Source organism: Synergistaceae bacterium (assembly GCA_017540085.1).
GTDB lineage: Bacteria > Synergistota > Synergistia > Synergistales > Aminobacteriaceae > JAFUXM01.
In genome coordinates this window covers 41777-58759 of the sequence record JAFYBQ010000021.1, presented here as the reverse complement: position 1 = coordinate 58759, position 16983 = coordinate 41777, and the positions used below count along the sequence as shown (strand labels likewise).

The 16983-nt window shown below is 50.7% G+C and carries 17 protein-coding genes; 8 read left to right on the top strand and 9 right to left on the bottom strand.

Features of this window, described 5'->3' with window-relative positions:
- The 6 genes from metF to IKQ95_04005 all read left to right on the top strand — a co-directional run bounded on the left by metF (nt 1) and on the right by IKQ95_04005 (nt 4765).
- On the top strand, nt 1–888 hold the full coding sequence (gene metF / locus IKQ95_04030; GenBank protein MBR4195863.1) for a methylenetetrahydrofolate reductase [NAD(P)H]: 888 nt from the start codon (nt 1–3) through the stop codon (nt 886–888).
- The gene (locus IKQ95_04025; protein ID MBR4195862.1) at nt 866–1462 is read left to right on the top strand and encodes a methionine synthase; all 597 of its coding nucleotides are present in this window, start codon (nt 866–868) and stop codon (nt 1460–1462) included. Before metF ends, IKQ95_04025 begins: the two co-directional genes overlap by 23 nt.
- Nucleotides 1463–1543: 81 nt before the next feature.
- Nucleotides 1544–2722 (top strand): aminotransferase class I/II-fold pyridoxal phosphate-dependent enzyme, encoded by a 1179-nt coding sequence (locus tag IKQ95_04020; protein ID MBR4195861.1) that lies wholly within the window; start codon nt 1544–1546, stop codon nt 2720–2722.
- A gap of 7 nt (nt 2723–2729) precedes the next feature.
- On the top strand, nt 2730–3770 hold the full coding sequence (mnmA, locus tag IKQ95_04015; protein MBR4195860.1) for a tRNA 2-thiouridine(34) synthase MnmA: 1041 nt from the start codon (nt 2730–2732) through the stop codon (nt 3768–3770).
- A 66-nt stretch (nt 3771–3836) separates the two neighbouring features.
- Nucleotides 3837–4019 carry a hypothetical protein gene (locus IKQ95_04010; protein MBR4195859.1) on the top strand — a complete coding sequence of 61 codons (183 nt, stop codon included), beginning with the start codon at nt 3837–3839 and terminating at the stop codon, nt 4017–4019.
- Nucleotides 4016–4765, top strand: a complete 750-nt coding sequence (locus tag IKQ95_04005) for a DUF1311 domain-containing protein (protein MBR4195858.1) — start codon at nt 4016–4018, stop codon at nt 4763–4765. The genes IKQ95_04010 and IKQ95_04005 overlap by 4 nt, the downstream gene beginning before the upstream one ends.
- Here IKQ95_04005 and IKQ95_04000 read toward each other — a convergent pair whose 3' ends face one another.
- From IKQ95_04000 to IKQ95_03960, 9 genes are all read right to left on the bottom strand, one after another.
- The gene (locus IKQ95_04000; protein ID MBR4195857.1) at nt 4766–5749 is read right to left on the bottom strand and encodes a hypothetical protein; all 984 of its coding nucleotides are present in this window, start codon (nt 5747–5749) and stop codon (nt 4766–4768) included.
- Between the two features lie 69 nt (nt 5750–5818).
- Nucleotides 5819–7147 (bottom strand): glucose-1-phosphate adenylyltransferase, encoded by a 1329-nt coding sequence (gene glgC, locus IKQ95_03995; GenBank protein ID MBR4195856.1) that lies wholly within the window; start codon nt 7145–7147, stop codon nt 5819–5821.
- Nucleotides 7148–7215: 68 nt separating this feature from the next.
- The gene (locus IKQ95_03990; protein MBR4195855.1) at nt 7216–8676 is read right to left on the bottom strand and encodes a glycogen synthase; all 1461 of its coding nucleotides are present in this window, start codon (nt 8674–8676) and stop codon (nt 7216–7218) included.
- 38 nt (nt 8677–8714) lie between these two features.
- On the bottom strand, nt 8715–10472 hold the full coding sequence (gene glgP, locus IKQ95_03985) for an alpha-glucan family phosphorylase (GenBank protein ID MBR4195854.1): 1758 nt from the start codon (nt 10470–10472) through the stop codon (nt 8715–8717).
- Between the two features lie 468 nt (nt 10473–10940).
- Complete coding sequence (locus tag IKQ95_03980) at nt 10941–11582, bottom strand: M48 family metallopeptidase (protein ID MBR4195853.1); 642 nt, start codon at nt 11580–11582, stop codon at nt 10941–10943.
- A gap of 157 nt (nt 11583–11739) precedes the next feature.
- Nucleotides 11740–12174 (bottom strand): hypothetical protein, encoded by a 435-nt coding sequence (locus IKQ95_03975; protein MBR4195852.1) that lies wholly within the window; start codon nt 12172–12174, stop codon nt 11740–11742.
- Between the two features lie 82 nt (nt 12175–12256).
- A complete protein-coding gene (locus IKQ95_03970) occupies nt 12257–12697 on the bottom strand; it encodes a hypothetical protein (GenBank protein MBR4195851.1) in 441 nt (146 codons plus the stop codon).
- 63 nt (nt 12698–12760) lie between these two features.
- Complete coding sequence (locus IKQ95_03965; protein ID MBR4195850.1) at nt 12761–14068, bottom strand: GHKL domain-containing protein; 1308 nt, start codon at nt 14066–14068, stop codon at nt 12761–12763.
- Nucleotides 14069–14071: 3 nt separating this feature from the next.
- Entirely contained in the window at nt 14072–14824 is a 753-nt protein-coding gene (locus tag IKQ95_03960; protein ID MBR4195849.1) for a response regulator transcription factor, read from the bottom strand.
- A gap of 191 nt (nt 14825–15015) precedes the next feature.
- Here IKQ95_03960 and IKQ95_03955 point away from each other — a divergent pair, with 191 nt between their 5' ends.
- Both IKQ95_03955 and IKQ95_03950 read left to right on the top strand, forming a co-directional pair.
- Nucleotides 15016–15975, top strand: coding sequence for a phosphatase PAP2 family protein (locus tag IKQ95_03955; GenBank protein ID MBR4195848.1), 960 nt, complete (start codon nt 15016–15018; stop codon nt 15973–15975).
- The gene (locus IKQ95_03950; GenBank protein MBR4195847.1) at nt 15976–16914 is read left to right on the top strand and encodes a phosphatase PAP2 family protein; all 939 of its coding nucleotides are present in this window, start codon (nt 15976–15978) and stop codon (nt 16912–16914) included.
- Nucleotides 16915–16983 lie beyond the last annotated feature (69 nt).

Here is a 16983-nt window from a genome sequence, read left to right as displayed (position 1 = left end):
ATGGACAGATTTTTTGACAAACTCGCGCCGAGCTACACATTCGAGATTTTCCCCCCGAAAGGCAACAAAAGCACAGAAGGCACCTACGGCGTAATAGACAGCCTAGTGAGCTTCAACCCGGATTTAATCAGCGTAACTTACGGTGCGGGAGGCTCAAGCCGGGACAACACCGTAGAAATTGCGTCAGGGATTCAGAACCGCTATCACGTAAACGGAGTCGCGCACCTTACCTGCGTAGGCACAACACGCGCCGAACTCAAAGCGATTCTCGACCGCCTGAAAGCCAGCAACGTCCGCAACATTCTAGCGTTAAGGGGCGACCTCAAAGACGAGTCAGATCTCGGAGAATTTCACCACGCCTCGGAGTTAATCGCGTTCATTCACGAGGAATACGGCGATGACTTTGACATTTTCGCGGCCTGCTACCCGGAAAAACACCCGGAGTCAGAATCCGTTGAGCAGGATTTGTATCACCTCAAAGAAAAATGCAGTCTCGGTGTAAAGGGCTTAATCTCGCAGCTATTCTTTGACAATGATATTTTCTGCGCGTGGCGTGAAAGAGCGCGTGAAATGGGAATCACTCAGCCGATAATCGCCGGGATAATGCCCATCACAGCGGCGGCACAGATTCCGAAAGTCGTTGAAATGTGCGGTGCCTCAGTCCCGGAGCGTGTGAGGAGATTCGTTGACGCATACGGACATCATCAGGGAGCCGTAAAGGAAGCCGGAATAGCCTACGCAACCGAGCAGATAATAGACCTTCTAGCGCGGGGCGTTGAGGGGATTCACCTGTATACTATGAATCAGGCCGACACGGTGAGGCGGATTGATTCGGGTATACGTTCGGTGCTTTACACAAAGCGTTATGCAGTTCATTCCGACAGATAAGCAGATAATTGACGCGCTCCGATACATGGGAATCCCTCCCGGAGGCCAGACGGAAGAATTAGCGCGCACTGTCGCCGAGGCTTTCGGGAAACTTGAAGCCTGCATTGAACCGCGGTGCGTCTGGGGGAGATTTCACATCATACATTTTGACGGCGGTATAGAGCTTGAGGGAGCGTATATCTACAGCGATGACATTGCCCGGCTCACGTCAAGAAGCACGGACTGCATAGTGATTGCGGCGACGCTGGGTCATGAGACAGACAGGCAGATTACACTGGCGCAGAACAGGAATATGCTTGACGGACTCGCGCTTGACGCATGTGCTTCAGTGATGATTGACTCGTACATTGACGAGTACCTCAGGAGCGATATTGCAGGCTGGCTTCGCCCGGGTGAGAGAATGACATCGAGATTCAGCCCGGGCTACGGGGATTTGAGCATGAATGTTACCGATGACATTATCACGATACTGAACGCAACGAAACGAATCGGACTCAGCGTAACGCGGTCTATGATGATGTCGCCTGTGAAATCTGTTACGGCTATAGCGGGCTTGTTCATGAAGCAGGGTTGATACAAGAATATTGCAAATTCTCAAAACCGAACGTAAAATTTCACATTAAGACACAATCATGAAAGGATATGAAGTTATCCCATGCCCAAATTAAGCGACAGGGTAGGAACATTCACCGACTCCGTAATCCGCCGAATGACTCGAATCTGCAACAAGCACGGAGCAATAAACTTGTCTCAGGGTTACCCTAACTGGGATCCGCCGACTGAGATGATGGACTCCCTCGCCAAAGCCGCCCACACAGGCCCGCACCAGTACGCAATAACATTCGGGGCAAAGAATCTCCGCGATGCTATATGCGCCAAGCAGGGCAAAGCAATAGGCCGCGAGATTGACCCGGAGTCCGAGATAGTAATCACATGCGGTTCAACAGAAGCAATGATGGCCGCGATGATGACGATATGCAACCCCGGCGATAAAGTTATGGTATTCTCTCCCTTCTACGAAAATTACGGCGCAGACTCGATTCTTTCCGGCGCGACTCCTATATATATTCCGTTAGTGCCTCCGACATATGACTACGACATTAAATTGATTGAGGACGGCTTCAGGAACGGCGCGAAAGCTATAGTAATCTGCAACCCGTCAAACCCATGCGGAAAAGTTTTCACCGAGAAAGAATTAACCGAAATCGGCGCGCTTGCGGTGAAGTATGACGCATTCATAGTAACGGATGAGGTATACGAGCATATAATCTTTGACCCGTACAAACATGTATACGCTTCAGCATTGCCGGGACTCTTTGACCACGTAATCACCTGCAACTCAATGTCAAAAACGTACTCCATTACGGGCTGGCGTTTGGGCTATCTCATCGGGCCTGCTGATGTTGTTGACGGGGCGAGGAAGGTACACGACTTCCTGACGGTAGGAGCAGCCGCGCCGTTACAGGAGGCCGCCGTAGAAGCGTTCATGCTCCCGCCGGAGTATTACGCCGCTCTTCAGGCAAAGTACACGAAACTCCGCAATATGTTCCTTGAAGGGCTTGACGAGGCCGGACTGAAGCACAATGTCCCGCAGGGTTCGTATTTCGTGATGGTTGACGTGTCTGACTTCCTAGAGCTGCCGCAGTTCAAGGGCTGGAGCGATCTGGACTTCTGCGAGTGGGTCATCAAGAACATCGGAGTCGCGGCGGTTCCGGGTTCGAGCTTCTTCCGTGAGCCAGTCAACAATCTGATTCGCTTCCATTTCGCACGGACTGAGGACATACTTTCGGAGGCAGTGAAGAGACTTCAGAAACTCGGCGCAATGGTGAAGTAATAATTTCATGAGCATACTAATTGCGATGAGCGGGGGCGTTGACAGCAGCGTTTCCGCTTTTCTTGTGCGCGAAAAATACGGCTCCTGCGCGGGGGCTACAATGCTTCTTTCTGACGACGACGGGAAAAATGTCGCTGATGCCCGGTCTGTGTGCGACTCTCTGAATATCGGCCATGAAGTTATAGACATGCGGGAAATTTTCCGGGACAACGTTATACGGCGTTTCGTGAACGTTTACGAGTCTGGCGGTACTCCGAATCCCTGCATAGAGTGCAACAGGTTCATGAAGTTCGGTGAATTTCTGGGACATGCGCGGGCTTCGGGGCATGACATGATTGCGACGGGGCATTACGCTAGAATTGAGCGGGATTCGGGGCGGTGGCTTCTGCGCAAGGCTGTTGATTTGTCGAGAGACCAGAGCTATGTGCTGTACATGATGACACAGGAGCAGTTATCGCACACGGAATTTCCGCTCGGAGGAATGCTTAAGCCTGACGTTAGGGAGCTGGCAGAGAGTCTCGGCTTCACGAACGCCCGCAGGCATGACTCGCAGGATATATGCTTTGTGCCAGACGGTGATTATGCCGGGTTCATCGAGTCATACACGGGGAAAGTTTACCCGCCCGGTGATTTCGTTGACGCTTCGGGGAAAATTCTCGGCCATCACAAGGGGATAATACATTACACGGCGGGCCAGCGTCGGGGCTTGGGTGTTGCGGCAAAATCGAGGCTCTACGTCTCCCGGATAGACCAGGCCATGAATACGGTAACTCTTGTTCCTGAGACTGACGCGGGACTCTTCACCCGGAGAATCACTGTGAGGGATGTTAATCTCGTTGCGTGTGAGACTCTGCCTGAGAATTTCCGGGCGTGTGTGAAGGTGCGTTACCGCCAGCTTGAGATCCCTTGCACCGTGAACCAGACCGGGCCGGGTGAAATGGTGATTGAGTTTGACGGGGCTGTGAGGAGTCCTGCTGTGGGTCAGTCTGCGGTGATATATGACGGTGAATATGTGATAGGCGGTGGGGTAATTTCGGGGGTGATATAATCCGGTCATGAGACAGTCAGGAAGATTAACGAGCCAGCACAAAGAATCGCACGGGGCTGAAGGGATATTCGGAAGCTAGGCAAAAACGGAAGCAAGCATACAGCCGGACGGAGGAATAATAGAAGTCTGGGAAAGGACATAGAACGGGTGCACAAAAACGTATCGGAGATTGCTAACTTCATGCTGTCAGAATCTCATCAGGCACAGGTTATAATATTCCCGAAAAATTCACAGGAGGCATTCACATGAAGAAGGCAATTTCAGCATTAATATTTGTGTTTGTGATGTGCGGTGCGTTTCAGGCTCTGGCGTTAAGCGACAAGGATTATACCGCCATGATGAAGGACTCTGCTTTCGCGGAGGCAGACAGAAATCTCAATGAGGCATGGACAGCGGCAAAAGAATCTTTATCCCCTGCAGATTTCGCGGCTCTGAAAAAATCCCAGTCCCAATGGCTGAAGACAGGACGGGACAATGAAGCGCAGAAGCTCATGAAGTCCGGCGGCATGTCAAAGACTCAGGCATACGCGCAGGCCACAGAGAACAGAGCGGAATACATACGGGGCATGTTTCAGATTGACACGGAGTCAGACCCCTACAGCGATTTTGCTGACAGCTTGAAGGCAATCGCGGACAGAATCATGAAGGGAAAGCCGTCTTTAACAGTCGCAGGCTCTAGGGTCTGGGCAGGGGAAAAATACATCATAGGCCGATCCGGGGAATATCTCTCGGATTTCTTCACTGTTGACCCTTCTATGACATTCGCGGGCGGACTCCGAATCGGCTCAAGCGAGTCTGACCTTCTGAAGTTTTTTGGCGATGAGCTTCACAGGCATGATGACGGAACTTATTACTCCGGCGGGATTCACCAGTGGATAGAGTTCGACGCACGCGGCGGGACTCTCAGGACGATTTATTTCACGCAGGCTGACGCACCTTTAGCCGCCCAAGCCGGGGATAAGGTCTCAGACTTCATTTTAGCCCATACGGAATAATCACCCGCAAATTTCTTTCACGTAACGCAAATACATATAGTCGCAGGGACTCTCATACTCCTTCACGCGCCTGAAATTTTCCATCACCGCAGGAAGCCTCCGCATATATTCAGCCTCTGTACACTGCCTCAGAATTTCAGCGATATTCCCTGCGTCTTTCTCCGTAATTGCTATTATCCCGTCCCCGTCAAAGAAGTCGTTAATCCTCGTTGCGCCCAAATATATTGGTATCGTCTGAGCGGCAAAGCAGTTTGTGATCTTCTCCGTGAAGAAATACGGCGTTATGTCGTTCTCGATTATGATGGAATACCTGTAATCCCTCAGAGTAGACTCAGGCGTTACGTATTTTCCCCCGTCAAATGTCCCGTAAGTGTCAGCAAGATTATTATCCCGGCATATTCGCGCAAGATTTTTCCTGAGACGGTGAAGGGGCGTTGAGTTTTTGTCCGATGAAAGTATCGATATATTCCGTGTCTTTCGGCTGTAATTTTCGGGCGATAAAGTTGCTGTGCCGTCAATTTTTCCGTACCAGTATCCCGCGCAGAAGGGGACAAATTCGGCGTTGCTTAATGCGCTTAGTATCTCGTCATCATATGTGAATACCCGGTCAAATTCATTCTGAATATAATTTTTCTCGCGCAGGAATTTCCTGTAGCTTTTCGGGCTGACTGAGCGCGACTCTATCAGCACGGCAAATTTTCTCTCAGGCTTCCCTACAGTGTTAAACGCTTCGTAATGGCTGTAAAAATGAGTCTTCAGGCCAAAATTGTACCTGTCCCACAAAACATAGCGCGGCTGAGTCATTCCGGGCCAGTAGGGTGTGTGTGCAAATTCCCGGTCTGAGATAAAGAACACTCGCATTCTTTCCCCGGAGCTGTTGTAGATTTCCGGCTCGTCTGAACAGAGTCCGGCCTTCCGGCTGTAATACGGCGTGAAGTACACATGCTTCCTCATGAAATTCTCGAACATCCCGGACAGCGACATAAATTTTCCCCTCCGTCAGCAAAAAGAAAACCCCCGGCCATGTTCACCGGGGGGAATATATTTCAGGCTCTAGCCCATTGTGTCCCAGCTCTGTCCTTCTTCAAGCTGGTCGCTTCCTGTCAGGTATAATTCTTTCGGCACTCCTGCGACAACGATTCCCGATTTCGGGTCAACGTAGTAATTTTTCGCGTCAAGATCGGGATCCTCGCCGATAACAGTCCCGTCCGGGATAATGTTATGGCCGTCAATGATTGCGCGCTTGATTCTGCAATTCCTGCCGATGACTACATCATGGCCGATGATGCTTTCCTCAACGACGCTTCCCGCCTGAACGAGGCTGTTACGCGCAAGAACGGAATTTGACACGTCCGCGCCGAAAATCCTGCTTCCCTCCGAGAGCATGACCCTGTTGATGTTGCAGGGGTGTCCGCTGTCCGGGTAGCAGTATGAAGGGGGATCACCGTATGACACCGTGCGTATCGGCCACATGGGATTGTAGAACGACATCTCCGACTCATGGCCGATAAGCTCCATATGCGCCTTCCAGTAAGCGTAGAGCGTCCCGACATCACGCCAGTAGGGTTTATCCGTCCTCCACTGGTGAATTAGCTCGGTCTCTGCTGACGGGTGCGGGAGTACGTTTGTCGAGAAGTCATAAGCGCAGACCTTCATACCGTGTTCCACAAGGTCGGGGATAATGTCCTTGCCAAAGTCGTGGCTTGTCTCTTCCTTCATTGCGTCATCGTCGAGGGCTTCCTCAAGCACTTTCCTGTCAAAAACGTAATTTCCCATTGAGACATACGAGAAACCGGGCTTTCCGGGAATCTCCGGCGGGTTTTTCGGCTTCTCCATGAACTCGACAATGCGCCCGTTCTTGTCGGTCTTAATGCACCCGAACGCGGTAGCCTCTTCAACCGGCACGACATTTGCCGCTATTGTTACGTCAGCGTGCTGCGCGTCATGGTACGAGAGCATTTGCTCAACGTCCATCTTGTAGATGTGATCCGCCGCGAAAATGCAGACTTTATCGGCTCTGAAGCGCGTAATCATGTGCTTTGCCTGATACACAGCGTCCGCTGTTCCCTGGAACCAGTGTTCACCGCTCCACATCTGCGCGGGAATTGTCGTAACAAAGAAATCACGCCCCCGCATAGCTCCGCCGAACTGCCAGCCACGCTCTATATGCTCGTTAAGCGACTGGCTTTTGAACTGCGTCAGGACGTAAACCGAATAGATTCCGCTGTTGATGAGATTGGAGAGTGCAAAATCAATGATACGATATTTCGCGGCAAAATATACGGCAGGTTTTGCGCGGTAACTAGTCAGGGGCATTAAGCGCTCGCCCTTTCCCCCGGCAAGCACTATACCTAACACTCTTCCGTGTTTGCCTGTGTACATGAAAATTTCATCTCCCTTATATTAACAATGCCCCCGGCAGAAATCACAAGGGGCATAATTCACCCTTTTTACTGCATTAAGTCCTCGTACATATCCTTGTAGAGTCCGGCTGACCTGTCCCACGTGAAATCCTCTCGCATTCCCTCAAGCATGATTTTCTTCCACGCAGCTTTGTCGGTGTCGTAGCGGTCAACCGCACGGCGCAATGCCCACATCATTCCGTCTGCGTCGCATGTCTGGAACGTGAAGCCGTTTCCGCCCTCCGGCCTGTCAACATCAAACACAGTATCACGGAGTCCGCCGACCTCGCGCACTACAGGAACAGTGCCGTACCTCATGGAGATCATCTGCGACAGTCCGCAAGGCTCGAACACTGACGGCATGAGGAATATATCACCACCCGCGTACATTAAGTGCGACAAAGGCTCATCGTAGCCCTTGAACAGCTTTATGCTCTGCGGGTGAGTCTCGGCCGCCTGCATTATTCCGTTCTCTATCCAGTCATTTCCCGAACCGAGTATGAGAAGTTTTGCGCCTGTCTCCGCAATCTGATCCGCCGCGCTGAATACCATGTCAAAACCTTTCTGTTCAACGAGACGGCTCACGCACACAATCACGGGAGCGTCTGACTCAGGGTCAAGCCCGGCGCGTGATAATAATTCTCTCTTGCAGGCCGCTTTTCCCTTCAGGTCTTTCGCGCTGAACTTGGCGGGAATCTCTTTGTCTCCGGCGGGATCCCAGAATTTCACATCAAGGCCGTTGAGGATTCCGCGTAATTTGCTTCTCTGCTGGTAGAGTATCCCGGACAATTCGCGGGTTGACTCGTAGGTCTGAATCTCGTTTGCGTATGTCGGCGACACTGTGCTTACTGCTGAGGCCGCGACTATTCCGCCCTTCAGGAGGTTGACTTGTCCGTAAAATTCCATTGTTGACGAGCTGAAGCTCCACGGCTCAAGCCCGGATGCCTCCAAGAACGGCGACGGCTCAAATATTCCCTGATACGCTACGTTGTGCAGGGTCATAATTGACTTGCCGCCGATCTGCCTATAGTGCCTGTGCCACGCAAGCGCGCAGGGAAGGAATGCCGATGTCCAGTCGTGGCAGTGGTATATATCCGGCTCCCAGTCTATAGCGTCTTTCAGCTCAAGTGCCTGCATACAGAACACCGCAAAGGGTGAGGCCGTCCAGAAGTTGAGCTGTGAAGGGTACATGTCTCCGGTGTAGTCCTCTGCTTTGAGGAAATATGTCGGGACACCTTTCACTTCAGCCTTTATCACTTCTGCTTTGTGTATGCGCCAGTCATATGCCGCGTATACTTTGGTCTTTACTGTTGTGGTTTTGAGTCCTGCCGCCGCTGCCCTCTCAAGGACTCCCGGCCATGCCGGAGTTACGACTCTGACATCGACTCCTGCCTGCCTTAGTGCTTTCGGAAGAGAACCTGCAACATCACCGAGTCCGCCGACTTTCGAGAACGGCGCAAGCTCTGTTGTTACGAACAATACTTTTACCGCACTGCCGTTTTTCGTCATCGCTGTTTTACTGCATTCCTTTCACTGCAAAAATTTTGCTACATTCCCCTGAAATCGATTGAGTATGCTTTTGACGCGTATTCATGCACTACTCTGTGAGTGTTGAAGAAGCTCGCGTCAAGGGCGATTGTATGCCTCATCATGTCAACCCATTTGTCATGGTTCTCGTAGTATGTGGGAATTACTTTCTCTTCAAGTTTCCTGTAGAAGTCATCCGCGTCTTTGCTCTCGTCATAGTGCTGTGAGTTTGCTAACTTTGCTTCTGCCGCTGACGGCTCCGGCCCGATTGACCAGCCGGTTACGTCCTCAATCCATCCTTCAATCCACCAGCCGTCAAGCACCGAGAAATTCATTATTCCGTTCATGGCGCACTTCATGCCGGATGTGCCACTTGCCTCGCGGGGTCTTATGGGATTGTTCAGCCAGACATCAACACCCTGCGTCAGGAGCGAGGCTATCTCCATGTTGTAATTGTCGATGAATACGATCGTAACGCTGTCCCGGAGATTCTTGGAGGCTTGGCGGATTCTCTGCAATAATCTTTTTCCGCCGTCATCCTGCGGGTGAGACTTTCCCGCGAAAATAAACTGTACTTTGTTTTTCCCGGCTATTTTCCTGAGCCTGTCGATGTCTGTCAAAAGCATATCCGCTCTCTTGTACGTCGCCGCCCTTCTCGCAAAGCCGAGTGTAAGAATATTCGGGTCAAGCTGGACTCCGTTTGTCTCAAGAATCCGCGCAAACAGCCTCAGCTTTGATGCCTGATGAGCTGACCACACTTCATCTTTCGGGATTGTCAGAGCCTGAACGAGCCTGCCCGGGTCAAGCTCCCAGCCTGGTATGTGCTTGTTGTAGAGCTTCCGCATTCCTGAGCTTACCCACGTTGTAGGGTGTACGCCGTTGGTAATCCAGTCTACTGTCTCCATGTGGAACATTGCGTTGCTGACCTCGGCGTGCTTCTTTGCGACTCCGTTGACGTACCTGCTGTATCTGAGGCCTAAGTCTGTCATTGATACGCCGGGTTTGTCGGGAATCATCTTGTGTATTGTGGCTTTTGCGTCATCGGGGAATACCTGATCAATTTCGCCGAACGTGAAATAGTCGTGTCCTGCCGGGACTGGTGTATGTGTCGTGAAAACAACCTGCTCGCGGATTCTGTCGGGGTCATAATAGCCTAACTCGCGCATAAGTTCGAGCGTCAAAAATCCTGCGTGGCCTTCGTTCAGGTGGAACGTGTCAATGTTCATGTAACCTAGGGCGCGGAGCATTCTCAAGCCGCCTACGCCGAGTATAAATTCCTGGCATAACCTGTAATGATTATCACCGCCGTAAAGATACCAGCATAATTTGCGGTCATCGGGGTGATTTCCGTCAAAATCTGTGTCAAGGAAATATATCGGAAGAGGGTAGCCTGTCGCGCCTATGCATTCGTATACCCATACGCCGACTTGAATCTCACGGCCTCTCATTGTTACTGATATTTTGTTGGGAAGAAGGGTTAATTCTTTTGACGGATCCCAGATTACCGGCTTTTCCTGCTGCCAGTCCTGGTCATTGAACTCCTGAACGAAATAGCCTTTGCGATATAAGAGCGTAACACCTGCCATCGGAACGCCTAAATCAGCCGCGCTCTTGAGGATATCGCCCGCCAGCACTCCGAGACCCCCTGAATATGTCGGGATTGACTCCTTTAGGCCGACTTCCATAGAGAAGTAGGCTACAGGGCGGAAGGCGGGATCGTTTTCCATAAGCGTCCTAAGCGAGTTGCCGAGATCGCTTCGGTGCAGTCTTTGAATCATTTTGTCTTTGCTGACTCCTTTCCTGTGTAAAAGCAGACGGGCGAATAAGAAATTTGACCACCTGCAAAAATTAATATGTAATTGAATGGATTTTGTTCTATCGCATTATCTCCTGAGCCTCCCGAAGCCTTTCGGCATAGGGTTCTTGAGAAGTTTGATTTTAAGTTTCCACCTGCAAAACAGGCACCCTTATTCTCAAAGGCGTGGCCAGTCCGCCCCTACTGTATAGCCCCATCAGGGACACAACATTACTTTCTACATTTTTGTTAATGCGGAACGACTAACCGCAAAAATATTATACTATATTGCGCCTTATATCCACATAGCTAAAGCGATGGGGTTTGTCGTAGGACTCAGTACGGCGAGTTTCGATAAAACAAAATTTTTTGCAGTACACAGCCTTTCACAGTCCGCAAAAAAAGAGCCTCCCGCTTTCACACGGAAGACTCCGAAAATTTCACGCCTGCGTTATTTTTTCCCGCGCATAATTTCTGCTACCTCGTCCATACCTATGAGGCTGTCGGCCTTTATGCAGTATGATATTCCGGCTTTCTCGGCGGCGTTTGTGAGCCTCTCATGCGAAACAGTCCCGGACATGAAGCCGCTGTGCCTCCTGACATATCCCTTGGCGGCAATCTTCATCATTGCGTCATAGAGTCCTCTCGGATTATAGCGGGCTTTCCTCAGCAAATTCACGCCGTAATCGTCCGCTTCAATCTCCTCACCCGCGCTGAGTTCCCCTTCACCGTAAACCCCCTCGAAATTCGCGGCTATGTCGCTGTTTATCCCTGTGCCGTATTCGGGGACGCTTAGGGACTCGTAGTGGCCGAGCTGTATATGTCCAAGCTCATGGCCGAGTACCCCGGCGATTTCGTCCTCAGTGTCAAGCATACGCATTAAGCCTCTTGTTACGTGGACGGAAAAATTCCCGCCTCCATCGGATTTTACCCAAGCATTTGGCTCGGAGTCCTTCTCGTATGTTATTGATATACGCGGAAAATTGTCGGCCTTTGTGATTCTCTTCCAGGCTTTGTTGATTGTTACTTTGCTGATTTCGCCGTATGCTGTCCCGCAGAATGTCAGCAGGAGAATTAACGCTAATTTCTTCATGATTTGACCTCTCAATGAAATTTTATGCGGACAATATAGCGCATATCACGCGGGAACGCAAAACGCCGTATCACTGTCCAATGAGAATATCGGCGCAAAAACTCACAAAAAAACCCCCGGTGAATTTCCCGGGGGCTGAATGGATTTCTGCTTGTTACTATTTCTCTTTGATGCTTTCGAGCATGGCCGCGATCTCTTCTCCGGCAGTCTCAAGCCCGGTCATTACAACGAGCTTGCAATTTCCGTCCTCAACCGCAAGCATGGCTGTTGACTTCACGCCCTGGGCCGTTGTCATCTCCCATGAGTATGAGCCGTCGCCCTCCGCCGCGGGTGTTGCTACAGACGCAAATGACTTCTTGAACTCCTCCGCGAATGCGTTTGCGAATGTCTCCGCCGTGTTCCCCTCAGCAGGCATTATCGTTACGGAAAGTGAAGCTGTCTTGTCATCCTTTGTGGCGATCCCTGTAGGGCCGTTTGTTGACGCTGACCACCCCGCAGGAATGTCCATCGTGAAAGCTCCGAAATCCTGAGCGAATGCCGCCGCCGAAAGTACTACCGCCAGTACTGCCGCAAAAACTATTGTGCGCTTCATGAGAATTTTTCCTCCTGATGAATGTATTAATACCATCGGGACTCTTTTACCTTCCCGCAATGATATTCCGTGCGTGTGAGTGTTATTTCTGCTTTATGCTTCCGAGCATGGACGACAATTCAGCCGGAGCCGCCTGCGGATTCGTGATGACGAGAAGCACAAAGTCTTTGCCCTCAATCGACAGCATCGCATGTGAGTCCGCCCCTGCCGCTGTCTTCATGTCCCACGAATAATCGCCGTCAGCGTCTGCTACAGGCTCTGAGACCTCAGAAAATGACTTCTTGAACTCCGCAACAAATGCCTCCGCTAACTCTTTCTTTGTCGCCCCGCCGGCATCCTCAATCGAGATTGTGAGCTGGGCTGAGTTGTCGTTCTTTGTGATTACCGCTGTTCCCTGCTGGGTTGTGCCTGTCCACCCCTGCGGAACGTCAACCGTGAACTTCCCGAAATCCTGCACTCCCGCGAACGCCGCAGAAGCCATAGCGAGCGCAAATACTGCTGACAATGCCAATAAACGTTTCATGATAAAAATTCCTCCTGTCAAAAAATTTTGCTGCCATGCACGAAAATATCACCGTGGTTATTCTCATGAGTATAAGATTATATCAGCCGTGAAAATATTTCCCTCTGTGCCTATGCTCATGCTTCCGGCGTAATGATTCACCGTGTTCATGACCGAAATTAATCCCGTCCCGTGTCCTTTTCGCCCCGAAATCGGAAGGCCGTCCGCCCCGAACGTTATCGCCCCGCTGTATTCATTGCTTACCGAAAGCCCAATCATATTACGGCTCAACATTGAAGATATTGCGGTGATATTGCGTTTTTCCTGCGGAAGAATCTTAACGGCGTTCAGTGCGTTCTCTACGAGGTTTCCGAGCATGGCGCAGTATTCCGGCTCTTTCACCGGGAGTGTGCTGGGAAGATCGAGCCTCCACGAAATTTTTGCGCCCGCTGTCCCGGCTATGCGGTCATAGTGCGAGGCTATTGCGTCAACCGCTCTGTTCACGCAGAAAGACTTGTAGCCACGCCCGGCTTTTTCCGCCATCTGTGAGATATACGCTTCAAGCTCCGGGATTCTTCCGGCCCGCGAAAGCTCCGACATCACGGAAATATGCTGCCTGAAGTCGTGCCGCAATGCTCTTGTCTCGTCCATGTATGCGCGCAATTCCGTGTAGCGTTTTGCCTCCATGCTGAGAATGTCATTCTCCTGCTGAAGCCTAGCACGCTCGCTCATTCGTGAGACAATCAGCCAGAAGACATGACAGAGCATGAATATTCCCCCCGTCAGCGAAACAACAAGAGCCAATCCCACCGGCCTGACGCGCCCCGTCATGACTACCGCCGGGAAATTCGGGGTCATCCAGAAAATCAAAGCCGACATCATCAGCGGAATCACGAACATATACCGCCATATGTCCCGGATTGAGTCTTCCCTCATGAGAAAGGGAAATTTCACCGTCAGAGTCTGAAAGAATATCGCACCGAGAATTACGGAGACTGTTACGCTGATTATCCCGGACGAAAGCGTGAAGACCCCCGAAAAATTCATCATCTCGCGGGGCGCGTTGATATACATCGTGTACATAGGGCAGGCAAGGCACAGCATTATAGCGTTGAAGAAGCAGAACAGCTTTTTACCCGTGCTAGCGTCAACAGCAAGCATATAGAGAATGAAGAGTGCCGCGGCTATGGGTACTGCTATGTATCTGACCCTGATTCTGTGAGACGCTCCGAAACTCGCAAGAAATGCCCCGGCCATAATCACCCCGGCCATAACGAAAGCGCACGGGACTAACGCATAATGCCTCACGCGCACAGAGTCAGCGACAGGGAGAACCGCGAATATCACGGCGGGGATTAACAGCGACAGTTCGAGGGCGTATCTCAGAGTCATGAATCACAGCCCCCGCTTCATTCGTGAGATCTGGTACTGCGTGAATGCCCGTATGATTTCCGGCCTTCCCCGCGTCTTTACCGGGTACGAGCTTCCGTCATTCATGATGACTGATGACTTGTCCCGCGACAATGACGAAACGCAGTCCATGTTGATTATGACTCCGCGTATGCAGGCGAGAAATCTAGCGTCCTTCATGAGAATGTCTGAGACCTCGCCGAACTTCATCGAGCAGAGCATAGAATTTCCGTCAGACATAACGATTTCGACAAAATGATCGTGGGCAATGGCCGCTGAAATTTTGCGGAACGGTACATTGTATGTGCTTCTCGCGACTCTGGCCGTGAATGAAGGTTCCGGGGTCTCAAGCACTTTCACCGCCTCGCTCATGACATGGCCGACTCTCTCCTGCGTGAAGGGCTTTATGACGTAATCAAATGCGTGAAGGGGGAAAGCGTCAAACGCAAACTCATCCGAGTATGTCGTGAACACAAGAAGGGTTTTGCTGTCGGAATCCCGGAGTCTTTTGGCGGTATCAATTCCGCTGAAATTTCCCATGATGATGTCCATGAAGATGATGTGAAATTTCTCCGGCTCAAAAACTTTCAGGAGCGAATAGCCGTCATTGAAGCATGAAACGTTGTGATGCCCTGCGTGATTTTCGGCGAGCCATCTGTGAATGCCGCGCTGTAAAAATACGCTGTCCCTGCGTCTGTCGTCAACAACCGCGATATTGTAAGCAGAATCCTGAAGCATTAGCAACCCTCCTTAGCGTGAGAAAATTATTTCACCGCTGAGAATCAAAAACAATAGGGGCGTGATGTCATTCACGAAAATTTGACGGCACTTGCGAAAAATTATTGATATTGCGGATTGCGGATAAAAAAATTTCTGGTAGATTCCCGAAATCCTAAATTAACAGGAGGCAATCAAGCAACAAAATGGATATGGCATATTTGCTTTGGGTACAGGACTTGCGGAACGGAATCGAGGCCGCATTAGACAGCAAAATCATCAGTGTGTTCTTTGAGGAATTATCGTTCTTTGCGCTGACGTGGCTGATATTTATTCCCGTTCTTGTGTACTGGACAATCAGCAAGAGAAACGGACTCTTCCTTCTCGCCTCAATGGGAATAAGCTGGTTCTTCAACGGATTTGTGAAAATGACGGCCTGCGCCTATCGTCCGTGGATTCGGGACGCAAGAATAATCCCGGCAGGCGACGCGATAAAGACGGCGGGCGGATACTCGTTTCCGAGCGGGCATACTATGTGGAGTTCACCTATCTACGGAGGACTGACGGCACTCACGAGGAAGCGCGCTCCGTGGTTCGCATGTCTGTGCGTGATTCTGTTACTGCTCACGGCATTTTCGCGCAACTATCTCGGAGTCCATACCCCGCAGGATGTCGTTGTCGGCGTAACATTGGGCCTCTTCTCGGCGTGGCTTGCGTCAAGAATTTTAGCCCATCCCGACAAAGAGAATATTATTCTTGTTATCGGCCTCGTGCTTTGCGCGGCTAACCTGCTGTATATCATGTACAAGCCTTACCCTGTGGACTACAAAGCTGACGGCTCGTTGCTTGTTGACCCTGTAGCGATGATGAACGATCCTTTTCACGGAATCGGCATGATGCTGGCTCTGATTATCGGGCGTTATTTTGAGCGCGAGTACGTGAAATTTGAGGCGACCGGGCTGGGCGTGAAGGGGATAATTCTTGCTGTTATCGGCTTCATTCCGTATTACTGCCTTGTGTTTAATTTCGTGAAGACTTACACATTTATCATGAATCCGCTTGTCGACATTCTCACAAAGAGATGGGCATATATGGTAATCGGATTCCTGACTATGTTCTGGGCGATATTCGTATGGCCTTGCGTGATTAAGCTGATACAGGGCAGGAAGTAAATGGACATTGAGATTCTGCTCTGGCTTCAGGATTTCCGCGAATCAGTCGGCGACATAACACCGTTCATAAACTGGCTCTCACACGCGGCTATAACGTGGCTTTTGTTCGTGCCGTTCGCTGTGTACTGGTGCATAAGCAAGAAGGCTGGACTCTTCATGATAATGTCCGTATGCCTCAGCAGATTTCTCAACGGAATAATGAAGGTTACGGCGTGCGCTTACCGTCCCAACATCAGAGATCCCCGGATAATTCCTGCGGGTCATAAGCCATCGGGTTATTCATTTCCCAGCGGCCATATAATGTGGGCTTCACCGATATTAGGCGGGCTGATTGTCCTTACGCGAAAGAAATCGCAGCTCTTTGCGTGGCTCTGCGGAATCGTGATAATTCTTGTGGCGTTCTCGCGGATGTATCTGGGAGTCCATACTCCGCAGGATGTAATTTTCGGGATACTTGCCGGGCTATTCGCTGTGTGGCTTTCGTCATTAATCATGAAGCGTCCTGAGCGTGAAAATTCTTTCCTCATGGCCGGGTTGATTCTCTGCGTTCTCGGAGTGATATACACGCTCTTCAAGCCTTACCCGATGGATTACACGCCTGACGGTAAATTACTCGTTGACCCTGACAGAATGATGCTTGATACTTTCTACGCTGTCGGACTCATGGCGGGCTTCATTGCCGGGCGTTTCGTTGAGCGAAAATATATCGGCTTCAGCGTAACAGGTTTTAACGTCAGGGGAATAATCCTCGCGGTGATCGGGCTTATTCCTGTTTACTTTATCGCGTGGACATTCGCCGGGGATTACAGGTTTCTTTATGATTTTCTCGGCTCAATGTTCGGCGTAAAGGGCGGGCGTTTCGTAATGGGAGTCGTTTTCATGCTGTGGACTGTGGCAATTTGGCCGTGCGTGATTAAGATGACGGCAGGCAAAAAGTAATGGACATCAAATATTTGTTGTGGCTTCAGAATCTCCGGACTCTTGCGGGGAAATTCTGACTCCGTTCAT